Raw genomic sequence first — 22,221 nt, 5'->3', positions numbered from 1 at the left:
CTCCTATTTTCTCTCAGTATAGCATTTTTTGAAAAGGGTTTCAAAAACTATTTCCTGATAATAACAAAAAAAGCCCAAGTCAAAAACTAACTCGAGCTTGGGTTGGTTAAAAATTAGTTACTGTTTTTGAACAACAATCTCCCACGAAGCTTGACCAACTTGTTCAAAACGTGTGACAGGGTAGTTATTTTCTGCTGCCCAATTTGGAATACTCTCCGTTGCTTGTGTACAGTCAAACTTAATAAGAAGTTCATCACCAATTGATAATTCTTTCATCTTGTTTTTAGCATCAATCAATGGAAAAGGACACACTAATCCACCCGTTTCAAGTTCTACTACAGCCATAACTATTCTCCTTTCAAATATTGATTTGGCTTAACAAATATAAAATAAGATGCAGTCCATACTCCAAGAATAGTTAAAGGCAAAGCAATCCAACCTTTGCTAGAGATGACTGCTGTTGCTGTTAAACCATTTCCAATCGTACATCCCCCTGCCCAAGAAGCACCTATTCCCATAAGAATACCACCGACAGTGCTCTTCCCAATAGTTTTTAGATCAGGAAGACGCCATCGAAATTCTCCGGCACCTCGAGCAGCAATATAAGATCCTAGGAATATTCCTAAAATAAGAAAAACTCCCCAATTAAGCAAATTAGCATCCCCAGTTGTTACATAACTAATAAGATTAGCAGAGGGTGTTGTAATACCCAAACCACCCGTACGTCCAGTAAGCTCACTTGCTGGCCACGCTATAAGAGCAATCAATCCAATGACAAATCCAGCCCAAAACTTATGATATTGCTTCTCAAAAAGTAAGTGTCGGATTCCTTTATATTTGGGTGCAAGCGTAGCAACAATTTTTTTAGGTTTATTCAGTTCTCTGATGACTAAAAGTATTGTTACAATGACTAAAAGTAAAACAAAATACCACACCGAAATTCCTAATTGCCCTGCTAGATTATCATTAACTACCCAGTATTTTGAAATTGCCTGATTTAAAAACTGTAAAGCACCATACTTCATACTTGCTGCACTTAACATATAGAAAAGTAAAGCTACCCAACTACCTATTAAGCCTTCAGCTGCACGATACCAAGTTCCTGTAGCACAACCACCTGCTAACACTATACCAATTCCAAACAAATAAGATCCTATAATCGCCCCAAGCACTGAGTAATCCTCATAGGGAGATGAAATTATCCCCAACTTAATTAGGCTAAGAACACCAATGCTTTCTACTGTAATTGCTATTAAAAACGCATAAAACAAAGTATTATTTTTGGCAATATACATATCTCTGAAACCACCCGTCATACAAAAGCGTGTGCGTTGCAAAACAAATCCAAAGGCAATACCTACAAGACCACCTGAAATTATTTTTAAAAGCATTTATTACCTCCGAATTAATGATACGATTAGATTAACATGTTTTAATGTAATTGCCTAATCTATTTTTCTTATGACCAAATATAAGAAAAATTTATCCCACTAAATAACAAAAAAAGCCCAAGTCAAAAACTGACTCGAGCTTGGGTTGGTTAAAATGGTAATTCTTCCTCTTCCAAAACTAAATCAGCGAGGTCGTTTGCCACATTATTTTCTCGCATGGCACGTTGGGCACGGCTTTCTAAAAGTTGGAAAGAATGGCAAAGCACTTCTGTCACATAATTCGTGTGGCCTTCTTTTTCATATTTGCGTGTGCGAAGCTCGCCATCAATCGAAATCAGACTTCCTTTTCCAGCATAAGAAACAAGTGTTTCTGCCAAACGTCCCCAAACCACAACTGAAATAAAATCAGCCTCACGCTCACCATTTTGCGATTTAAAACGGCGGTTGACTGCTAGTGTTACACGTGTAACAAATTTCTCATTTGACGTCGTCACAAGCTCAGGCTGCGCCGTCAAACGACCAATCATAATAACTTTATTGTACATCATTACCTCCTTATCTTATTATTAGAAAAAGAAGTTGTTAATCTACTTGAAAAATGAAATTTTCAAACAATTCTGCTAAAATAAAATCAATTTTTACAGATAGGAGATTTTATGACAGTCAATATTAATGCCTATAAGGAAATGCTAAATCAGCCTTGGGGAAAAATCATGTACCGTTTGATTTTTGCGCAGCTCAGCCATATCAAAAACAAGCAAGTCTTAGACTTCGGTGCTGGTTTTGGGACAACCTCACAATACTTATCACAAAATAATACCGTTACTGCCGTTGAACCAAATGCCGATATGCTTTTTGCCGACGATACACAGACATTCACTAAAATTAATGGTAGTTTAGAAGTTCTTAAAAACTTACCAGAACAATCCTTTGATGTCATCATTTGCCACAATGTCTTTGAGTACATTGATAAATCTCTCCACCAAAAATACCTTGGTGAATTTGAACGTCTGTTAAAGCCAAATGGTGAACTGTCTTTGATTAAACACAACCTCACTGGAAAAGTGTTACATCAGGTTATTTTTAACAATAACATCGAGGATGCTCTTCATCTTTTAGAAGGAAAAGATAGCTACAATAGCTCATCATTTGGACATGGTGAAACTTACAGTATTGACGAATTAACCAGCAAGACTAACTTAACACTTGAAAATTATCAAGGTCTGCGCACCTTTTATGCCCTCCAACCAAACGCTTTTAAAACAGAAGAAGGGTGGCTAGAACGCCTAACAGAAATTGAATTAGCTGTGGCTAACCAAGAACCTTACAAAGATATCGCTTTCTTGCAACACCTTACCTTCTACAAGCATTAAATACAACACATAAATTAAAAACAGAGACTCACAAATACGTGAATCTCTGTTTTTCTTAACTAAGAATTTCTCTCAAGCTCTTTTTCTTACCCTTTCCAGTGTTTTTCTGGATTAAAGGCTTCGCCGACTAGGGCTGTGTCATCAAGTTCGATGATACCACGTTTTTGTGGGGCATTTGGAAGGGCTAATTCGCGAGGTGAACACATCATACCAAAGCTCTTTTCGCCACGAAGGGCACCTGGGAAAATAAGGCTTCCGTTTGGCATCATAGCACCTGGAAGGGCTACAATTGTCTTCAAACCAACAGCGGCATTTGGCGCACCTGCAACGATTTGAACGGCTTTGTCATCTGAGATTTGCACTTGGCAAATGTTCAAGTGATCGCTGTCTGGGTGAGCAACCATTTCTTTGATTTGACCAACAACAAATTTTGGTGAAGGGTCATTTTCCAATTGTTCGCCGAAACCTTCTTTTGTCAATTCAGCGTTCAATGTTGCAACGTCTTGGTCAGATAGAGTAACTTGACCAACACCTTCAATTGTAACCAAGCTTGACACTTCAAAAATATTCCAAGCAACTGTTTCACCATTTTTCTCAAGGAAAACGCGTGAGACATTGCCTTTGCGTTCATAGTCAAGTTTAGCACCTTTGCTATCTTTGACAATTACCATGAGGACATCACCGACATGTTCTTTGTTGTACGTAAAAATCATTTTCTCTCCTATTTCAATCCAGCTAAAAAGCTGTTAATTTCTGCTTTGGTTTTGCGTAATTTATTAACTAAACGACCAATTTCTTTTCCATTTTCAGTCACTACAAAACTTGGAATCCCAAAAATATTCCAGCGTTGTGCTACTTCCATGAAATCATCACGATCCACACGGACAAAGGTGAATTCAGGATTTTCTGCTTCAATTTCAGGCATGACTGGATAGATGAATTGGCAGTCTGGGCACCAATTTGCCGTAAAAAAGAAAACCACTTTTTCAGGTTTTTCTAGATAGGTAGCCATTTCTTCATAGGATTTTGGGCTAATCATTTTTCTCCTCCTCATAGCTAATCTCACCATTTTGGTAAACAAATTGAAACGTCCGACCGTCCTCTAAAACAAGACCACCAGTCGTTCTCTCCTTATCAGATTCAAAAGCATTCGCATAAAGCACCGAGATATTGTCAAATCGACTAAAATAATCACGAATGGCTTGCTTAATCTTTTCTTGTCGCTTTTCTTCGCGTTGTTTTTTTAGGATTGTTCCCAAAATGATGACACCACCAACTCCCACTAAGCTAAAACGTGACAGTAAGTTTCTTTTTTTGTTTCTCATACGCTTTATTTTAGCATATTTCCTAGCAGATTTCCAAAGAACATGACATAGGATTTTGAGTCGAAATGCTGCAGTTACCATTACTAAGACATCTGACCTAGCAGTCACAGTAGGTGATTGCTACCACTTCAGCACTTATATAAGCACTAAGATTAAACAAATCTACTTGGTTAAGATTGAGACTGTCAGACTTTCACAGAATATGATATAATGCAGTCACGTAGAAACAATTACGACAAAGCTAGCCACTGGTTCAGACTATCGGATTTCGTAGCATCGTTATGGTAGAGGGATTCTCAGTTAGTGTCTTGTTTGCCTTTGACTGAAGGCTAAGAAGAACGCCAACCAACAAACTGTTACTCAATGTCAATCTGAAGTTGTCATAGTTGCTACTGATAATGCTTACCAAAGGCTATAGTTACAGGATACAAGAAGCACAAGGAGAACGCATGTTTATTAAACAAGAGCAAGCATCAGATATTACTGCTGTTGATCAGGTTATCAAAAAAGCATTTGCATCCCTACCTTATTCTGATCATCAAGAACATTTACTTGTCCGACGACTACGTCAAAGCAAAGAATTCATTCCCGAATTATCTTTAGTTGCCGAGCTTGACGGTCAGATAGTCGGTCATATCTTATTCACCAAAGCACAGGTCAATCATACTACTGTCCTAGCTTTAGCTCCCCTCGCTGTCCATCCCGATTATCAACAGCAAGGGATTGGATCCGCCCTAGTTAAGAAAGGGCATCAATTAGCGCAAGCTCTACAGTTTCCTTATAGTATTGTCTTAGGTGACCCTCAATATTACTCAAGATTTGGCTATCAAGCAGCAAAAAACTGGGGCATTCTCCCTCCCTTCGATGTTCCGAGCAATCATTTTATGGGGATTAAATTGATTCAATCAGCTCCTCCGTTGCATGGCACATTAGCCTATTCTGAGGCATTTGGAGTTTAAATCAGAAAATAACTATTCATTTATGAAAGAATCGAGGTTTTTATGTCAGAATTATTTTCAAAAATAAAAGAAATCACAGAACTTGATAGTATTGCAGGATACGAGCATAGCGTTCGTAACTATCTTCGTTCAAAAATCACACCGCTTGTTGATGACGTGCAAACTGACGGTCTTGGTGGTATTTTTGGTATTAAAAACTCTGCTGCTGAAAATGCACCACGCATCATGGTTGCCGCTCACATGGACGAAGTTGGTTTCATGGTCAGCGACATCAAAGCTGACGGTACCATGCGTGCTGTTGGCATTGGTGGGTGGAATCCTTTGGTGCTAAGCTCACAACGTTTTACTCTTTACACACGTGACGGTCGCGCCATTCCAGTCGTTTCTGGTTCTGTTCCACCGCATTTCCTTCGTGGAGCAAATGGCTCTGCTGCTCTTCCAAAAATCGATGACATCATTTTCGACGCTGGATTTACAGACAAAGCTGAAGCAGAATCATTTGGCATTCTTCCAGGCGACATCATCGTACCAAAATCTGAAACAATTCTCACAGCCAACCAAAAAAATGTTATCTCTAAAGCTTGGGACAATCGCTTCGGTGTGCTTATGGTAACCGAATTGCTTGAAAGCCTTAAAGGGCAAAAACTTGATAACACTCTCATTGCTGGTGCTAATGTTCAAGAAGAAGTTGGTCTTCGTGGCGCACACGTTTCTGCCACAAAATTCCAACCAGAACTCTTCTTCGCCGTTGATTGCTCACCTGCTGGTGACATTTATGGCAACCAAGGTAAAATTGGCGACGGAACACTTTTCCGTTTCTACGACCCAGGACATATCATGTTAAAAGATATGCGTGATTTCTTACTCACAACCGCTGAAGAAGCTGGTATCAAATATCAATATTATGCTGCCAAAGGTGGTACAGATGCTGGTGCTGCTCACCTCAAAAACGGTGGTATCCCATCGACAACTATCGGTGTTTGTGCGCGTTACATTCATTCACACCAAAGCCTTTATGCTATGGATGACTTCTTGCAAGCGCAAGCTTTCCTTCAAGCTATTGTTAAAAAATTAGACCGCTCAACTGTTGACCTCATCAAAAAATACTAGAAAGGAGCTAGGGGACTCAGGTCATTAAGCAGCTCTGTTGCACTTCCCCTTTGTCTTACTATGAAAATTGGATTTATCGGAGTTGGAAAAATGGCAACTGCCATTATCAACGGACTCAACACAACATCGCACGATATCATCATTTCAGGATCTTCACTTCCTCGCTCACGCGAAATCGCAGAGCAGCTTGAAGTTGAAGCAGCTCTTTCACACCAAGAACTCATTGACCAATCTGATTTGGTTATCCTTGGTATCAAACCACAAATGTTTGAACCAGTCCTTGCTGGACTTCACTTCCACCAACCCATTCTTTCAATGGCAGCAGGGGTAACATTGGAACGCCTTGGTAAATTAACAGACCCAAATCTTCCATTAATTCGTATCATGCCAAACCTCAATGCTCAAATTCTAAAAAGTACAACAGCGATTTGTAGCAATGACAACGTTTCTGCAGAACTCCTAGCAACCGCCAAAGAAATCACTGACAGCTTTGGTTCAACTTTTGACATTCCTGAAAAAGACTTTGATACTTTTACAGCTCTTGCAGGCTCTAGCCCGGCTTACATTTACCTATTTATCGAAGCTCTTGCCAAAGCTGGTGTCAAATACGGTATTCCAAAAGAAAAATCACTCGATATCGTGACACAAACGGTCCTTGCTAGTGCTGAAAATCTTCTTCAAGGTTCTGACAGCCCACATGACTTGATTGATAAAATCTCAAGCCCTGGCGGAACAACCATCGCAGGACTTCTCGACCTTGAAAAAACAGGATTGACAGCAAGTGTCATTTCAAGTATCGATGCCACTATCGATAAAGCAAAAGCTTTGTAAATAAAAACCGCCTCTACGGCGCTTCAAACAAAAGACAAACCTCTTTTCTTGAGGTTTGTCTTTTTATGCGTCTAAGAGCAAAGGCAATTCCAAAATTCACAAGTATTACTTGCCTAGCTCACTTCTATTACATCCCCACTAAAATGTCATGTTGTTGTATCCAATTCCCATTCTTCTTTAAGCTTATTTTCCAAATAAGTATCTCCAATTAAGTTAGCAAATAAAATAGCATTGGAGTAAGATTTTTGTACCGCTAAAAAATCTTTTTTAAATTGTAAATAATATTTCCACTCAACTAAACTTAAAACTGGACGTCTTTGAAAATCATGAACACTTGTCATGATAGTGTCACTTTTTATAATAATTCGTTTCATAAAAGATTCTCTATGGAATCGTAAAACCAAATCTACATTATTTAACAAAACATTATTTAAAATCAAAGAAGTTTCTAGTGAAAGATTTTCTTGATTTAGTAAACACTCCATTAATTCATCATACAAATCTAAGCTATAGATTCCCACAAACGATTTAGCAGAAGCAAGGCAAGCAAAATATAAATCTATTAAAATCAAATCATTAATTTGAAAGTTCTTCTTTCGTCTAACTTGGTCAAAATAATCATTTAAAATTCCTTCACCAAAATTAACATCATCACTAAAATGGACATCCAGTTTAGCTTGTAAGCAATCAATGATTAATCTTTCTTCTTCGGGAATAATATCATAAAATTTCTCTGAAATTTCATCAAAATATTCTCCCTTACGCTCCAATCTAACTTTATCCCCATATGTCGGTGTACGAATCAAAAGATACTTTAACTCTTCATACCGTCTAGGCAATTCCAGGCTACCACCATCCGTCATTGTACCCAAGGTAACACCAAGTTGATTGGCAATGAATTGGGCTTTACTTAGGCTAGGAATTGACTGATTGGACTCAATTCTAGCTAGCTATCTCACAGACAATTCTGTTTCATCACCACAGAATTCCTCACGTGAAATTCCCTTTTCCTCTCTTAATGCACGTACTTTAATCCCAAACTTTTCCAACTTAATCTCCTATCAGCAAAAAAGTATATATTTCATATTTTAGCATATCCTCATCTCTCGACAAAATAATTCCCTTAAAAATAGCGAATTTTCTGACAAAACAACATAAAAAATACCTGAGACTACTCGTCTCAGGTATTCTATTATTAATCTCCTAAACCGATACGGTTAAAGATTTCATCAACACGTTTAGTGTAGTATGATGGATTGAACAATTCATCGATTTCTTCTTGTGTTAAACGTGAAGTGACTTCTTCATCAGCTTCAAGAAGTGGTTTGAAGTCAACTTGGTTATCCCAAGAATAAGCTGTCTTAGGTTGAACAAGGTCATAAGCTTGTTCACGTGTCATTCCTTTTTCAATCAATTTAAGCATTACACGTTGGCTGAAAATAAGACCAAAAGTAGACCCCATGTTGCGAATCATGTTTTCTGGGAAAACAGTCAAATTTTTCACGATATTTCCAAAACGGTTAAGCATGTAATCAATAAGGATTGTAGTATCTGGTGAGATAATACGTTCAGCAGATGAGTGAGAGATATCACGTTCATGCCAAAGTGACACGTTTTCGTAAGCTGTTACCATATGACCACGAATAACACGTGCAAGACCTGTCATATTTTCTGAACCGATTGGGTTGCGTTTGTGAGGCATAGCTGAGCTACCTTTTTGCCCCTTAGCGAAGAATTCTTCAACTTCACGTTGTTCAGATTTTTGCAGACCACGGATTTCAGTTGCCATACGTTCAATTGATGTTGCAATGCTAGCAAGAACTGCAAAGTATTCTGCATGAAGGTCACGTGGAAGAACTTGTGTTGAAATTTCTTGTGCACGAATACCAAGTTTTTCACACACATAAGCTTCAACAAATGGTGGAATGTTAGCGAAGTTACCAACAGCACCTGAGATTTTACCAGCTTCAACACCAGCAGCAGCGTGTTCAAAACGTTCGATGTTACGTTTCATTTCACTGTACCAAGTTGCCAATTTCAAACCAAAGGTAGTTGGCTCAGCATGGACACCGTGAGTACGTCCCATCATGATTGTAAATTTATGTTCTTTAGCTTTGTTAGCAATGATTTCAAGGAAATTATGCAAATCTTTGCGGATGATTTCATTAGCTTGTTTGTAAAGGTAACCATAAGCTGTATCAACAACGTCAGTTGATGTCAAGCCATAGTGCACCCATTTACGTTCTTGCCCAAGACTTTCAGAAACTGCACGAGTGAATGCCACAACGTCGTGACGTGTTTGTTGTTCAATTTCCAAAATACGGTCAACGTCAAAGCTTGCATTGGCACGGATTTTAGCGACGTCCTCTTTAGGAATTTCTCCCAATTCAGCCCAAGCTTCGTCAGCCAAAATTTCAACTTCAAGCCAAGCTTTGTATTTGTTTTCTTCACTCCAAATTGCCGCCATCTCAGGGCGTGAATAACGATCGATCATGTTTAAGATATTAAGGGCGTTAAGCGAATACAGTTAACACCCTAGCTCCTTTCCTTTTTTTAGTTATATCAATAAAATAACTAACACAATTAATTAAAATCTTCCTTACCAATTTCAACAGATGGATAGTGAGGTAAAGTTGTTAAATCTGTATCAAGTGGTAAATCATAAACAACAAGGTAATCATTGGGGTACTTATTTGTCAGTTCTGCCATTTTTTCAGAAATACGAGACTTATCAGAAGAAGCAAAAACGACTTCAACGATAGCTTTCTCAGCATTATCAATATAAGCATGAACAATGATTTTCAGCATATTTCCTCCGATTAACACTTTAAAAATCCATTCCTTCCCCCATTTCCGCAATGGTATCTGGTTCATCACTAAACAAAGTAATGTGTCCCATTTTGCGGTTATGTTTTGCCTCTAGTTTACCATAAAGGTGGAGGTGAGCGCTAGGATTTTCTTGCACATAAGCTTGTGCTTTTTCCATGTGTTGTCCAAGAACATTCAGCATAACAGCTGGTTGATGGAGGTGAATTCTTGGAAGTGGCAAGCCGAGAACTCCCAAAATATGTGTGTCAAATTGTGAAAAATCACAGGCTTCAATTGAATAGTGTCCTGAATTATGGGGACGTGGTGCAATTTCATTGACGATAATATCATCAGGTGTCGCAAACATTTCGACACAAAGTGTACCAGATAATTCCAGTTTTTCAGCGATTTGAACAGCCATAGCCTGCGCTTTTTGAGCAAGTTCATCAGAAATGCGAGCTGGTACAATTGTTTTAGATAAGATATTATTGCGATGAATATTTTCTTGTACTGGAAAAGCGGTCATATCCTTGCCATTTCCTGAAACAATCACTGAAATTTCAAGGTCAAAATTCACAAATTCTTCCAAAACACATTCGCAAGAATTGGCTAATTTGTTAGCGTCAGCTAAGTTTTCAACTGATTTAATCACGATTTGACCATGACCATCATAACCGCCAGTTGCTGTTTTTAAAACGTATTTCTTAGATAAATCAATATCCTCAAGGTCAAGACTTGATGTGACGACCTTGTACGGTGCTACTTTCACACCTGCTGTTTTAGCTAGAAAGTCTTTTTCAAAGATACGGTTTTGCGAAATACGAAGCAAATCAGTTCCTTGCGGTAATTGCCCTTCCTTGACAACCGCATCCAAAGCATCCGCATCAACATTTTCAAACTCATAAGTGAGCACATTGCAGCGTTTTGCTAGTTCACGCATAGCTTCAACATCATCGTAAGGTGCCACAATCATATCACTCACACGTGAAGCTGGGCAATCTGCTGCGGGGTCCAAAGTAACCACTTTATGCCCCATATAGATAGCTGAAATAGCCATCATTTGCCCAAGTTGTCCACCACCGATAATACCGATTGTTTTAGTCGAGTTCATCTGTTGAAGCCTCCGCAACTTTACCTTGTTCAAGTGCAAAGTTTTCTAGTTTTTCTGCCAATTCAGTATCTTCAATTGCCAAAATACGAAGAGCTGTTAGGGCAGCATTAGTTGCTCCTGACTCTCCGATAGCCATAGTTGCCACAGGTACTCCGCCAGGCATTTGAACGATTGAATAAAGCGAATCCAGTCCGCTAAGCGCGCGTGATTTCACAGGAACACCAATAACTGGAAGTGTCGTTTTAGCTGCGACCATACCAGGCAAATGAGCAGCACCACCAGCACCAGCAATAATCACCTTAATACCACGCCCTCGTGCTTCTTCGGCGTGTTTAAACATCAAATCTGGTGTACGATGTGCAGAAACAACTTTCTTTTCATACGCCACACCAAATTGATCAAGTACCTCTGCTGTTTTTTTCATGGTAGCCCAATCAGATTTACTACCCATGATAACTGAAATTAATGGTTTCATTATTTTCCTTCCAATTGTTTTATATCTTCAACATCAACAACATGATAGCCAAGTTCTTTTAATTTTTGAGCAAAGAGCCCACTACCTGCCACTTTTTGTCCAGAAAAGTTTCCATCATAGACTTGATTAACACCACATGACGGACTACGTGATTGTAAAATTGCTAAATCAATTGACTTTCCAGCCATTTCATCTAGACAACGTTTAATGCCCTTTTCAAACATCTCATCATAACAATTACCAGCAACATCAACAACACGACCGTCACACAATTCAACTGGTTCTCGTGGTGTAGGCAAACCTGCTAACACTTCTGGACAAACAGCTATCACATCTTTGTCAGCAACATAATCTACAAGGGCTTGATTGTAATTATGACCTCCGTTATACTTACATCTTTCGCCCAAAAGACAAGCGCTGACTAAAATACATTTTGGTTTAACGTCCAATAGCTTTGCTTCCGATATCGTTTCGATAGAAAAGACCTGTTGTGTCTTGAGTTGCAAGTTCAGCATAGATAACATCTTGTGCTGATTTAACATCTTCCTTAGTTGTTACCAGCATGTAAACCCGACCACCATTTGAAAGAAGTGCTTTATCATCAGCAAATTTAGCACCTGCATAATAAGTGATAATATCACCTGACGTTTTCTCTGGAAGGCGGACACCTTTTTCATAAGCAACTGGATAACCTTCTGAAGCCACAACAACACCAAGAGTGACCCCTTTATCTGTCCAAGTGATTTCTGGAGCTTTGCCATCTAAAATGTCAGTGATATTTTGAGCAAAATCAGATGTCAAACGTGGTAAGATAACTTGGGTTTCAGGGTCACCAAAACGTGAGTTAAATTCGATAACTTTTGGACCATCAGCTGTCAAAATAAGTCCTGCATAAAGAACACCAAGATATGGACGCCCTTCCGCAATCATACCATTAAGAACTGGCTTCACAATTGTTTCTACAGCTGTGTCAACAACACTTTGTGGCAAATGTGGAACTGGTGCATAAGCTCCCATACCACCAGTATTAGGACCTTTATCGTCATCAAAAGCACGTTTGTGGTCTTGTGCAGTTGGCATGATATAGAATTTATCACCATTAACAAAGGCAAATAATGAAAATTCTTCACCATCAAGAAATTCTTCAATGACCACACGCGCACCAGAATCACCAAATTTATTATCAAGCAACATTTCATGCGCTGCTTCGATCGCTTGTTCTACTGTTTCGGCAACGACAACACCTTTACCAAGCGCCAAACCGTCAGCCTTAACAACAATTGGTGCACCGTGTTCTTCAATATAGCTCTTTGCTTGCTCAAAATCTGAGAAAGTGCCGTAAGCAGCTGTTGGAACATGGTATTTAGCCATGATTGATTTAGCAAAATCTTTAGACCATTCAAGCTCTGCAGCTGCTTTACTTGGTCCAAATGCTTTCAAACCAGCAGCATTAAAATCATCAACGATTCCTGCAGCCAAAGCATCATCAGGTCCAATAAATGTCCAAGCAATATCATTAGCTTTCGCAAAATCAATCAGCTTAGAATGTTCGGAAATACCGATATTTACCAAATCAAGTCCATCAAGTGTCATGCCATCATTACCAGGTGCTACAAAAACCTGATTCACTTGAGGAGATTCCAACAACTTCTTAGCAATAGCGTGCTCGCGCCCACCAGAGCCAACAACTAAAAGTTTCATAAGTAAAAATACCTCAATACAAACATCACAGGAGCCTAAGCTCCAAACTCAACAAAGTACGCAAAAATATATTTTACGAATTATATAAATACATTATAACATATTTGTTCGGAAATTATCGCAATTCATATAACAAGTTTGTAAAAAATAATAGAACTACAACAAAAAAAGAAGCATCTTGCCGTTTCAAAACACTTCCCTTTCTGACTTTATCTTATCTAATCTATTTTTTAACTAAGAACGCAGAAGGCATTCTGCCAGTTCCTCATTCCCATAATATTATTTAAAATTTTGCCTACAATCCATTATTTCAAGAACAAGACTCATAGAGAATTATTCTTGTAGAAGATTATAATCCCCACCAATTTCCTAAACTTCCAAACATTTATTTTCTCCTTTCCCCTATCTTTGTTCTTATTATAAAAAATTCTATAAAAAAACAACATGACAAAAATGTCATGTTGTTGTATCCAATTTCCATTCTTCTTTCAACTTATTTTCTAAATAGGTATCGCCAACTAATCTTGCAAATAATGTTGCATTTGTAAAAGACTGTTCTGCTGCAACAAAATCATGTTTAAACTTTAAATAATACTTCCACTCTACCAGACTTAAAATTGGGCGACGCTGGAAGTCATGAATTTCTGTCATAATACTATTACTGATTTCAATAACACGTTCAACATAATTTTCTCGTCCATATTTAAATGCTAAATCAATATTATTTAACAACACATTATTTAAAATCAAATCGGTTTCTGGCGAAATACGTTTTTGATTGATTAGTCTCTTCATCAGTTTATCGTAAAAAGTTATACTATAAATTCCTTCAGTTGTCTTAGCCGATTCCAAACAAATAAAATAGAGGTCAATCAAAATCAAATCATTAATGTTAAACAATTGTTTTCGGTTAACTTGGTCAAAATAATCATTTAAAATTCCTTCACCAAAATTAACATCATCACTAAAATGGACATCCAGTTTAGCCTGTAAGCAATCAATGATTAATCTTTCTTCTTCGGGAATAATATCATAAAATTTCTCTGAAATTTCATCAAAGTATTCTCCCTTACGTCCCAGTCTAACTTTATCCCCATATGTCGGCGTACGAATCAAAAGATACTTTAACTCTTCATACCGTCTAGGCAATTCCAAGCTATCACCATCCGTCATTGTACCCAAGGTAACACCAAGTTGATTGGCAATGAATTGGGCTTTACTTAGGCTAGGAATTGACTGATTGGACTCAATTCTAGCTAGCTGTCTCACAGACAATTCTGTTTCATCACCACAGAATTCCTCACGTGAAATTCCCTTTTCCTCTCTTAATGCACGTACTTTAATCCCAAACTTTTCCAACTTAATCTCCTATCAGCAAAAAAGTATATATTTCATATTTTAGCATATCCTCATCTCTCGACAAAATAATTCCCTTAAAAATAGCAAATTTTCTGATAAAAACAAATAAAAATAACCCAAGTCTCCTTTTCTTAGGTAGCTTGGGTTAAATTAATATAATCAATTATGAAACTTTACCTTACAGGAGCATAAGAAGCACTCCCAATGCATTATTGATAAAATGGATAGCTATTGTATACTCCAGTTTCTGTGTCTTATGATAAACAACAGCAAGTACCAATCCCATACCACCGTAAATAACCCAACTTCCAATATTAGTTGGCATATGCAATAAACCAAAAAGAAGAGAGCTAATGATAACACCAAAATAAGAATTATTAAAGGTACGTCCTAAGATAAGTCCACGCATAACTGTTTCTTCTACAATCGGTGCAGCAATAACAGTCAATACAATTAACAAAAGAGGTGACATTCCAAGCTGTTCAAGTGCTGCTTGGTTTTCTGTATTTGCCCCAAGACCATTTTCTAAAAGTAAAATAATACCACCAATATACTTAACGACAGTTAGTACAACAAAGCCTATCAAAACCGTCTTCCAAGCTTGCCAGGTCTTTAATTCCTCTAAATGATTCAACAGCCCAACTCGCTTAGCAACATAGACTGTGAAAGCAGCAACTACCAAAAGAGCTAAAGTAATTAATACAGATTGCCAAAATGGTTGATTTGCCGTAATAAAAGCAGTTGGCAACTGTTCCAGTAAAATCAATCCTAAGGCCAAAAAGAAATATTTTAAAGCTGTTAAAAATTTTTTCATGATATCACCTCTTATAAAATTCTTGTAAATATTAGTTTAAAGAAAACAAATCCCAAAAATAAACTATACAACCAAATCAGCAAAACTATCGGATACGTTAACACCACGCCCATAAAAGCATATAAGATAATCAACATAAAATTCTCTAAAAATAAGAAAATCAAAGTTGATATAGCTGTCACCCTCAAAATAAATTGATTGCGCTCATCATAAGCTGCTATGTAAGCTGCTTTTAACCGATTCGGCTGCCTTGTCAAAGTTAAATAATAGATAGCAACTACTAATCCTGCTACTCCTCCGCCTAGTAATAAACCAGCCGCAAAATCATTGGTCTTGATAAAAAATGAAATCAATAAACATAAAGCAGCAACAAATAGAAAACTTAATGATACTGTCATCATATAATGACGATATTCTTCCAATGTCTTTTTCCGAGTTAGACTTATTAAAGCTTTTAAAACCAAAATTTTCTCCCTTTATTTCCCCAAAATTTTATCTTGAAAAAAAGTAATAGATAATACGTTTAACATGATACTCATTGCTAGTAAAAAACCTGATAAAAGGTCACTCAGATTAGCCACCAATGCCGTAAGTAACAATAGTTACCCTAAACTTAGCGTAGCAAGACCAATGTTTTTCAACGTCACATGATTGCTGTTTTTCATAGTCTCATAAAGTGTGTTCATCTTTTTCTCCTACTTTTCATCTTCAAAAATAAAAATCTCTTCAATTGTTTTCCCAAAGTATTTAGCGATTTTATGAGCTAACTCCAAAGAAGCATTATAACGTCCCTTTTCAAGTGAGATAATCGTCTGCCTTGTCACAGCTAACGCTTCTGCCAGTTCTGCTTGACTAATTTTATTTGCTTTGCGTAGTTCTTGGATTTTTGTTTCCATTTCCTCCTCCATATCGCATCAATTGGTAAAGGAGACTTTACATTTTTAGTATAGTTTACTTTACATTTTTTGTCAAGTTTATTTTACATTTTTTATAAAATAATCAAAAAAGCTGACCCATTCAGGTCAACTTTTCTGGTCTTATCATAATATTTGATAACTTAATTAGTAGAATTTTTAAAACGTTCAACGTCACGCGCAATCACAAGTTCTTCATCGGTTGGGATAACCATAGTTTTCACACGCGCTTGATCTGTTGAAATAACGCCGTAGGCTCCTGACACATTCTTAGCTGGGTCCGTATCAACACCAAACCAAGTCATGCCAGAAATAATATCCTCACGAACAACGCTTGAATTTTCACCGATACCTGCCGTAAAGACAATAGCATCGGCGCCATTCAAAACCGCAAAATACTGTGCAATGTATTTTCGTAATCGATCAATATACATGTCATAAGCTAACTGACATTTTTCATCGCCCTCTTCTTTTCCAGCAAGAATATCACGCATATCACTTGATTTCTCAGAAATACCAAGAAGACCTGAATCGCGATTTAATACCGTACGAATTTTTTGAGGGCTATCGAGATTTGGTTCACATTCTAGTAAATACGTAATCACACCAGGATCAATGCTTCCTGAACGTGTCCCCATCATTGTTCCACCAAGCGGTGTCAAGCCCATTGAAGTATCAACAGATTTACCGTCCTTGATCGCAGTCACGGACACCCCATTACCAATATGGCAAGTAATCAATTTCAAATCTTCCAAAGGTTTTCCTAAAACCTTTGCCGCTTCTTGCGCGACATATTGGTGACTTGTTCCATGGGCACCATATTTACGAATCTTATAATCAGTATAATAACGATTTGCAATCGGATAGCGGTATGCTACTTCGGGCATTGTTGCATGAAAAGCGGTATCAAAAACAACAACACTTGTAATGTCAGGCAAAAGGTCTTTAAAAGCTCTAATTCCAAGAGCTGCTCCAGGATTGTGAAGCGGTGCTAACATGGATAACTCTTCAACTTGTTGAATGACTTTATCAGTTACCAAAGCCGAGTCTTTGAAATACTCACCTCCAGCAACGACACGGTGTCCAACACCTGTGATTTCATCATAACTAGCAATGATGTCCATTGAAATCAAATCATCCAAGAGAATTTTAACAGCCGCTGTGTGGTCTGGAATATCCTTGGTTTCAGATTTCGTCTGTCCATTAAATTTAACCGTGGAAACACCATTGACAAGACCAATACGTTCAATTAGTCCTTTTGCAATAACTTCTTCTTCTGGCATATTATACAATTGCCATTTCAGACTTGAACTTCCTGCATTAATAGAAATAGTTTTCGCCATAAATTTACCTCTAAAGCGCTTTCATGTTATATCCCTATTCTATCACATTTTTTTAAAAATTCATATTATCAACTTTCCATTTTTGAAATTTTCTAATGAAATCAGTCAGAGCTTCACGACTTTGTAAGTCAGAAAGTGGATAAACAAAGGTTTCTGGCGTATGCGCAGCCTGTTTTTTCAAAACAAAAATTGATTTTGCATTCGCTGCATTACCAAAAATAGATTCTGGCAAGGTAATCACGGCGATAATATCCGCGTAATCTTTCAACCATTGTTTCAATAAATCACTTTGCTTACTTGTCAAAAGACTGACAGGCGCCAAAAAGACTGCAATACCATCTTTTTTGAGATATTTTAACGATTGTTCCATTAACAAATGATGGGCATAGGTATGCTCATCAGAACTTGCCACTTTATAACGTTTGGCAATGTCATCATTAGGATAAAAACCAACTGGCAAATCACTAATAATCACATCACTTTCTTTCAGAATTTGTGGACGTACAGCATCTTCTTGAATAAACTGAGCATCAGAATCCATCACTTCTGCAATACTGGCTGATAAATCAATCAACAAATCGTCAACTTCAATACCAAGATAATTTAATTCTTTAGACGAATTATTTAACAATGTTTGAGCAAGGTTTCCTGTCCCACTACCAATTTCTAAAAGATCAATTTTATCTGAATCTGTCAGATTTTCAATCAAGAACAGCAAAATAAAACCAATAGCATCTGGTGTAAATTGATGATTGGCTTGCAGCTGCTCTGTTTGACCAGCTTTGATAAAGATAAATTGGAAAGCTCGACGCCACTCTTCTTTGGTCAATGCAAGCTGACGCAGTTTCTCATTGTTGGCAGCAACTTCTTCACTGGCACCTTCAGCCCCCAAGTAAAAAGAATTCTGTTCAATAAGCGCATCATAAATATGAGTTTTTAACTCATTTTCAATTAATTGGATATTTTCTAAAATCAGCTCATAGGCTGTTTCAATTTTTTCAAAATTCATCTTGTCCTCCGCAACCCTATCATATCAAAAAACGCAGGAAATGAAAAGAAAGCCCTAATTAGCTTTCTCTTTCTGGGCTCTTTGGAAAACATGGTCAAATTCTTGTTGATTAGGCAGTTTGACCACCACCTGCAATTGATTGTCTTGGAAGTTGTAGTCAGCTACTCCTTGGTCAAATGTAAGGTGACCAGTATCCTCTTTTGCCAAATCTTTTGTTAATTCTGCCATTAAATAAGCCTGACTAGCAGATAGCTGCGCTTGGTGTTGTCGCTCCATTGCCACGACACGTCCTAGATAAAATTGTAAAAGCAAGGCAAAAATTGCTGCCATAAGCAAAGCATAGATTAAAATCCCTGCCTTAACTTGCCGTTTCAAAAGTGTAAACAAATGTCCTCTCCAAACCATTCTCTAAATTCAATGTCATTGTCACCTTCTGACCATCTCTAGAAATAGCAGAAGATTTTACTCCAAATATCATTGGCTGATAACCTTGACCAGATGCGTTTGTTTTACGAAAATCATCAGCCTTTGACTGTCCAAATGCCAACTTTTGACTGGACTTCGTCACATATAGCTTGTTATTTTCAACCTTATCTAATTGACAATTGGCAAGCTCCGCACGCAGCTGTTGTGAAAACAAAAGCCAGTTTTCCTCTTGATTTTCCGACAAATAATGCACATTTGCAGAAATAGATTGCGTTAAGGCATTGTAAACAAGAATAGCACCCGAAATTACCAATAAAGAAACCAAACATTCTATGAGGGTGAATGCCTTTAAACTAGTCTTTTTTAACGTGTAATATTTCCGTTTTCCCCTCATAAACATAGACCTCTCCATCTTTTTTGATAATCTCAACCTCAACACCATTCATCTTCAAATGATTTTGTCCTGTTTGCACAGCCATTGTTGCCACATTAAGAGCTTCCTGCTGCCGTAAACTTTCTTGCATAGACTGCCTATTTTTATCAATTTCCCCTAAAACAATACTCGTAATCATCGCTAACAATCCTAGTGCTATCAAGCTTTCAAGGAGTATGTAAGCTTTTAGTTTCTGTCTTTTTATATTTACCACTCCCTAAATATAATTGATAGTTGACCTCTTTATCTGACGTTTGAAAGGTTAATTTTGCCAAGGACGAATTGCCTCCTGCTTTGTCAAAATTGACTTGATAAGTTTTATCTACTTTGACCGACGGAGGGAGTTTTACAGTTGAAAAATCAGTTGACACTTCCTCTTGCGAAACAGTCAACGTAAGACTTTGTTGCCTAGCATTAGCTAATTTTTGCGTGTCACAATAGAGATTTTCAAACGATAAAAAGAAAATCTTTTCTTCCACATTTTGAAAAATACCATTCAAAGAGCCTGACAACATCATGATAATAAAACAGGAAATTCCTAGTGTTAATAAACTTTCTAAAAGGGTAAAAGCTGAAACTGTTTTATTTTTTAGCTTCATTGTAAGTTTTTGCTTGTTCAGAAGTGATGTAGCCAACTTCAACTAAATCATCAACAGTTGGTTTATCTCCCGTTTTCACTTCGTACAAATCCATTTGGCTCTCTACCACTTTCACAACAGCAGCATCGCCTTTTTCACGAACAACGTCCTTTTGCTTACTCAAATTCGGTACAAAAAGCAACATTAAAACACTGATAATAAGAAGCACAATCAACATCTCCACAAGTGTGAACCCTTTTACCGTTTTCTGACGTAATTTTTTCCAAAACTTTTTCATTAAAAATTTCCTCCCATATTTTGATACATTGGCAACAGCATTGCCACATAAATTAATACAATAATCAAAGCCACAAAGACAAAAACAAGTGGTTGAATGAGCTGTGTTGCTTGGGTCAATTTGCCAAAGAAGCTCTGCCATGTTTCCTCAGCATAAATGTCTAACTCACGCCCAAGCTTCGATTTGACCTCACCATATTCAATCATTAGGCTCAATTCTCGCAAAAAGAATGGATAGCCCAGAACTTTTTGATGAAAAGCTTGCCCTGAAAGCAACGCTTCTTCCATATCCTTTCCAATCTCTTGAAACAAGAGCGACTTTTGCTTTTGCATGATTCCCACGATTGCCATTAATTCAATACCTTGCCCAATCAAATTTCCCCATTCACGCGCATAGTAAGCTGTCAAATATAACCTAACATAGTTTCCCACAAGTGGAATCCGGCTTATTCGACTATATAAATCAATCTGCGATAAACGCCTAGCATAAAATGTCGCACAAGCAAGTAACACTCCAATCGAGAAAATACTTAGCAAAAAAATCGTTGGAAAATGCGTAATAATCTGCGTTGCCACATTTTGGCTTTCCAGCTGTGGCAGTAGATAATTCTTCAACCCCAGCATAATCAAAATAAGAAACAACAACAAAATCAATGGATACGTTGCAACTTCAATCAACTTTTTTCTGACGACAGTCATGCTAGAAAGGTAAGACTCAATCTTCAGCAGACTTTTCTGACTGTTTCCATGAACATCAGCCAAAGCAATTTGTGTGACAATATTGTCTGAAAACCCTAAATCTGCCATCATTGTTGCTAGGCTAGCACCATTTAACAAACTTTCTTGCATTCTCTCAACATAAATGTCTAACAACAATTGACTTCTTCGGAGAAAAGACACGATTTCTGTTAAATTAAACCCACTTTCAAAAAGATTATTAAAGAGTTGAATAACCTTGCGCTGTTTTTTAAATGGCAATTTTTTCGATTTTTGCTTGTTCAGCTGTGATATGTCCGTCTTTAACAAGACTTTCAATTTTTGTATTCCAGCACTCTGGTCGGTGACTTTCAAAGTTTTCTTTAGCAAAATCAATCACACCTCCTCCGCCAATTAAGCGTTGATAAACAATGGCACGCAAACTATTTTCCAATTCTTGCTTACTAACCCCTAATTCCAAAAGACGTGCGTAAACGCCAGGGATGCTCTTCGCATGAATAGTCGAAAATACAACAGCTCCCGTCAAACTCGCACGAATAACTGCACGCGCTGTCTCGCTATCACGAATTTCTCCGATAATCAGAATATCTGGTCTATGGCGAAGCGATAATTTAATCAGCTCGTCATAAGTCATCCCAATATCACTATTTAACTGCAACTGCAACATTTGTTCCTGTTTGATTTCAACAGGGTCCTCAATTGTAATGACTTGCTTATTAGGAAATTTTTCACGAACCAATTGGTACATGAGAGTGGTTTTTCCACTCCCTACTGGTCCCGAAAAAAGGTAAAGCCCCCTACTATCAATGGCTTCTAAAATATTTTTCATCCCGTCAAACCAATATTGTAAATCATGACGACCAGAATAAAGCAAGCGAATCACTAAACTTTCTCGTCCACGATAATCACCAACACTCGACAAACGAAGCGAAATCTCTTCCTCATCTGCAAATTGATAATCACAAGAACCTAGCTGGCTGCGACGTTTCTCCCCAACATTCATACCAGCCACAAATTTAAAATGACTAATCAAGCTAGTCATCTGCTCTAGCTCAAAATAATCAACAAATTGCCGTTGGTCTCCCACGCGTTGATACACTTCATAACAGTCTTCTCTAGGTAAAATGTAAATATCTTGCGCATTAACTTCAACAGCCTCCTTAATGAGTTGCTTTGCTTTTTCCTGAATCATCTTGACCTCCTACTTTTCTATTCGTAAATTAGTCATAAAAAACAAAAAAATCATG

At 37.6% G+C, this 22,221-nt stretch carries 29 protein-coding genes and 1 pseudogene; 4 read left to right on the top strand and 26 right to left on the bottom strand.

What is annotated here, in order from left to right; all coding sequences use genetic code 11:
• Window positions 1-117: 117 nt before the first annotated feature.
• From BTR42_RS00785 to BTR42_RS00775, 3 genes are all read right to left on the bottom strand, one after another.
• Complete coding sequence (locus BTR42_RS00785) at window positions 118-345, bottom strand: sulfurtransferase TusA family protein (protein ID WP_009853252.1); 228 nt, start codon at window positions 343-345, stop codon at window positions 118-120.
• A 2-nt stretch (window positions 346-347) separates the two neighbouring features.
• On the bottom strand, window positions 348-1,391 hold the full coding sequence (locus BTR42_RS00780) for a YeeE/YedE family protein (protein ID WP_077495937.1): 1,044 nt from the start codon (window positions 1,389-1,391) through the stop codon (window positions 348-350).
• Between the two features lie 149 nt (window positions 1,392-1,540).
• Window positions 1,541-1,936 carry a single-stranded DNA-binding protein gene (locus tag BTR42_RS00775; RefSeq protein WP_077495935.1) on the bottom strand — a complete coding sequence of 132 codons (396 nt, stop codon included), beginning with the start codon at window positions 1,934-1,936 and terminating at the stop codon, window positions 1,541-1,543.
• 111 nt (window positions 1,937-2,047) lie between these two features.
• Here BTR42_RS00775 and BTR42_RS00770 point away from each other — a divergent pair, with 111 nt between their 5' ends.
• Window positions 2,048-2,764 carry a class I SAM-dependent methyltransferase gene (locus BTR42_RS00770; protein ID WP_167367602.1) on the top strand — a complete coding sequence of 239 codons (717 nt, stop codon included), beginning with the start codon at window positions 2,048-2,050 and terminating at the stop codon, window positions 2,762-2,764.
• Window positions 2,765-2,850: 86 nt separating this feature from the next.
• Here BTR42_RS00770 and ytpR read toward each other — a convergent pair whose 3' ends face one another.
• Genes ytpR through BTR42_RS12460 form a run of 3 tightly spaced genes read right to left on the bottom strand, consistent with a single transcriptional unit; the run spans window position 2,851 to window position 4,089 of the window.
• Entirely contained in the window at window positions 2,851-3,477 is a 627-nt protein-coding gene (gene ytpR / locus BTR42_RS00765) for a YtpR family tRNA-binding protein (RefSeq protein WP_061458781.1), read from the bottom strand.
• An 8-nt stretch (window positions 3,478-3,485) separates the two neighbouring features.
• Window positions 3,486-3,803, bottom strand: a complete 318-nt coding sequence (locus BTR42_RS00760) for a thioredoxin family protein (RefSeq protein WP_009853246.1) — start codon at window positions 3,801-3,803, stop codon at window positions 3,486-3,488.
• Window positions 3,796-4,089, bottom strand: coding sequence for a DUF4651 domain-containing protein (locus tag BTR42_RS12460; protein WP_167367601.1), 294 nt, complete (start codon window positions 4,087-4,089; stop codon window positions 3,796-3,798). Before BTR42_RS12460 ends, BTR42_RS00760 begins: the two co-directional genes overlap by 8 nt.
• Before the next feature lie 449 nt (window positions 4,090-4,538).
• Here BTR42_RS12460 and BTR42_RS00750 point away from each other — a divergent pair, with 449 nt between their 5' ends.
• Genes BTR42_RS00750 through proC form a run of 3 tightly spaced genes read left to right on the top strand, consistent with a single transcriptional unit; the run spans window position 4,539 to window position 6,989 of the window.
• Entirely contained in the window at window positions 4,539-5,048 is a 510-nt protein-coding gene (locus BTR42_RS00750; RefSeq protein ID WP_061458779.1) for a GNAT family N-acetyltransferase, read from the top strand.
• A gap of 42 nt (window positions 5,049-5,090) precedes the next feature.
• Window positions 5,091-6,158, top strand: coding sequence for a glutamyl aminopeptidase (gene pepA, locus BTR42_RS00745; RefSeq protein WP_061458778.1), 1,068 nt, complete (start codon window positions 5,091-5,093; stop codon window positions 6,156-6,158).
• A gap of 60 nt (window positions 6,159-6,218) precedes the next feature.
• Window positions 6,219-6,989: a pyrroline-5-carboxylate reductase gene (gene proC / locus BTR42_RS00740; protein ID WP_077495933.1), complete on the top strand. Its 771-nt coding sequence runs from the start codon at window positions 6,219-6,221 to the stop codon at window positions 6,987-6,989.
• A 146-nt stretch (window positions 6,990-7,135) separates the two neighbouring features.
• On the opposite strand, the pseudogene BTR42_RS00735 reads toward proC, so the two are convergent.
• The 20 genes and pseudogenes from BTR42_RS00735 to comGA all read right to left on the bottom strand — a co-directional run bounded on the left by BTR42_RS00735 (window position 7,136) and on the right by comGA (window position 22,166).
• Window positions 7,136-8,038, bottom strand: a pseudogene (locus BTR42_RS00735) (helix-turn-helix domain-containing protein).
• 146 nt (window positions 8,039-8,184) lie between these two features.
• Window positions 8,185-9,483: an adenylosuccinate lyase gene (purB, locus tag BTR42_RS00730; RefSeq protein WP_009853197.1), complete on the bottom strand. Its 1,299-nt coding sequence runs from the start codon at window positions 9,481-9,483 to the stop codon at window positions 8,185-8,187.
• Between the two features lie 89 nt (window positions 9,484-9,572).
• The gene (locus BTR42_RS00725; RefSeq protein WP_061458915.1) at window positions 9,573-9,797 is read right to left on the bottom strand and encodes a hypothetical protein; all 225 of its coding nucleotides are present in this window, start codon (window positions 9,795-9,797) and stop codon (window positions 9,573-9,575) included.
• A gap of 19 nt (window positions 9,798-9,816) precedes the next feature.
• Window positions 9,817-10,908 (bottom strand): 5-(carboxyamino)imidazole ribonucleotide synthase, encoded by a 1,092-nt coding sequence (purK, locus tag BTR42_RS00720; RefSeq protein ID WP_077495931.1) that lies wholly within the window; start codon window positions 10,906-10,908, stop codon window positions 9,817-9,819.
• Window positions 10,895-11,383 carry a 5-(carboxyamino)imidazole ribonucleotide mutase gene (purE, locus tag BTR42_RS00715; RefSeq protein WP_061458775.1) on the bottom strand — a complete coding sequence of 163 codons (489 nt, stop codon included), beginning with the start codon at window positions 11,381-11,383 and terminating at the stop codon, window positions 10,895-10,897. Before purE ends, purK begins: the two co-directional genes overlap by 14 nt.
• A complete protein-coding gene (locus BTR42_RS00710) occupies window positions 11,383-11,832 on the bottom strand; it encodes a 2-thiouracil desulfurase family protein (protein ID WP_012961319.1) in 450 nt (149 codons plus the stop codon). The genes purE and BTR42_RS00710 overlap by 1 nt, the downstream gene beginning before the upstream one ends.
• The gene (gene purD, locus BTR42_RS00705; RefSeq protein ID WP_009853192.1) at window positions 11,822-13,084 is read right to left on the bottom strand and encodes a phosphoribosylamine--glycine ligase; all 1,263 of its coding nucleotides are present in this window, start codon (window positions 13,082-13,084) and stop codon (window positions 11,822-11,824) included. The genes BTR42_RS00710 and purD overlap by 11 nt, the downstream gene beginning before the upstream one ends.
• A gap of 456 nt (window positions 13,085-13,540) precedes the next feature.
• The gene (locus BTR42_RS00700; protein WP_077495929.1) at window positions 13,541-14,443 is read right to left on the bottom strand and encodes a helix-turn-helix domain-containing protein; all 903 of its coding nucleotides are present in this window, start codon (window positions 14,441-14,443) and stop codon (window positions 13,541-13,543) included.
• Between the two features lie 178 nt (window positions 14,444-14,621).
• Window positions 14,622-15,257: a CPBP family intramembrane glutamic endopeptidase gene (locus tag BTR42_RS00695; RefSeq protein WP_077495927.1), complete on the bottom strand. Its 636-nt coding sequence runs from the start codon at window positions 15,255-15,257 to the stop codon at window positions 14,622-14,624.
• Window positions 15,258-15,268: 11 nt separating this feature from the next.
• Window positions 15,269-15,721 carry a hypothetical protein gene (locus BTR42_RS00690; protein ID WP_061458772.1) on the bottom strand — a complete coding sequence of 151 codons (453 nt, stop codon included), beginning with the start codon at window positions 15,719-15,721 and terminating at the stop codon, window positions 15,269-15,271.
• 231 nt (window positions 15,722-15,952) lie between these two features.
• The gene (locus tag BTR42_RS00680; RefSeq protein WP_012961332.1) at window positions 15,953-16,153 is read right to left on the bottom strand and encodes a helix-turn-helix transcriptional regulator; all 201 of its coding nucleotides are present in this window, start codon (window positions 16,151-16,153) and stop codon (window positions 15,953-15,955) included.
• A gap of 161 nt (window positions 16,154-16,314) precedes the next feature.
• Entirely contained in the window at window positions 16,315-17,514 is a 1,200-nt protein-coding gene (locus tag BTR42_RS00675; RefSeq protein ID WP_061458770.1) for an acetate kinase, read from the bottom strand.
• Window positions 17,515-17,566: 52 nt separating this feature from the next.
• On the bottom strand, window positions 17,567-18,523 hold the full coding sequence (locus BTR42_RS00670; protein WP_009853236.1) for a class I SAM-dependent methyltransferase: 957 nt from the start codon (window positions 18,521-18,523) through the stop codon (window positions 17,567-17,569).
• A gap of 54 nt (window positions 18,524-18,577) precedes the next feature.
• A complete protein-coding gene (gene comGG / locus BTR42_RS00665; protein WP_420031090.1) occupies window positions 18,578-18,928 on the bottom strand; it encodes a competence type IV pilus minor pilin ComGG in 351 nt (116 codons plus the stop codon).
• The gene (comGF, locus tag BTR42_RS00660) at window positions 18,882-19,349 is read right to left on the bottom strand and encodes a competence type IV pilus minor pilin ComGF (RefSeq protein WP_012961330.1); all 468 of its coding nucleotides are present in this window, start codon (window positions 19,347-19,349) and stop codon (window positions 18,882-18,884) included. Before comGF ends, comGG begins: the two co-directional genes overlap by 47 nt.
• The gene (gene comGE / locus BTR42_RS00655; RefSeq protein ID WP_012961329.1) at window positions 19,303-19,596 is read right to left on the bottom strand and encodes a competence type IV pilus minor pilin ComGE; all 294 of its coding nucleotides are present in this window, start codon (window positions 19,594-19,596) and stop codon (window positions 19,303-19,305) included. The genes comGF and comGE overlap by 47 nt, the downstream gene beginning before the upstream one ends.
• Window positions 19,550-19,981 carry a competence type IV pilus minor pilin ComGD gene (gene comGD, locus BTR42_RS00650; RefSeq protein WP_009853232.1) on the bottom strand — a complete coding sequence of 144 codons (432 nt, stop codon included), beginning with the start codon at window positions 19,979-19,981 and terminating at the stop codon, window positions 19,550-19,552. The genes comGE and comGD overlap by 47 nt, the downstream gene beginning before the upstream one ends.
• On the bottom strand, window positions 19,965-20,258 hold the full coding sequence (comGC, locus tag BTR42_RS00645; RefSeq protein ID WP_039695588.1) for a competence type IV pilus major pilin ComGC: 294 nt from the start codon (window positions 20,256-20,258) through the stop codon (window positions 19,965-19,967). The genes comGD and comGC overlap by 17 nt, the downstream gene beginning before the upstream one ends.
• Window positions 20,258-21,343 carry a competence type IV pilus assembly protein ComGB gene (gene comGB / locus BTR42_RS00640; RefSeq protein WP_231873059.1) on the bottom strand — a complete coding sequence of 362 codons (1,086 nt, stop codon included), beginning with the start codon at window positions 21,341-21,343 and terminating at the stop codon, window positions 20,258-20,260. The genes comGC and comGB overlap by 1 nt, the downstream gene beginning before the upstream one ends.
• Complete coding sequence (comGA, locus tag BTR42_RS00635; RefSeq protein WP_077495921.1) at window positions 21,225-22,166, bottom strand: competence type IV pilus ATPase ComGA; 942 nt, start codon at window positions 22,164-22,166, stop codon at window positions 21,225-21,227. Before comGA ends, comGB begins: the two co-directional genes overlap by 119 nt.
• Window positions 22,167-22,221: the final 55 nt, after the last annotated feature.

The sequence above is a fragment of the Streptococcus gallolyticus subsp. gallolyticus DSM 16831 genome (assembly GCF_002000985.1).
Taxonomy (GTDB): domain Bacteria; phylum Bacillota; class Bacilli; order Lactobacillales; family Streptococcaceae; genus Streptococcus; species Streptococcus gallolyticus.
This window is presented reverse-complemented; position numbering and strand designations above follow the sequence as displayed.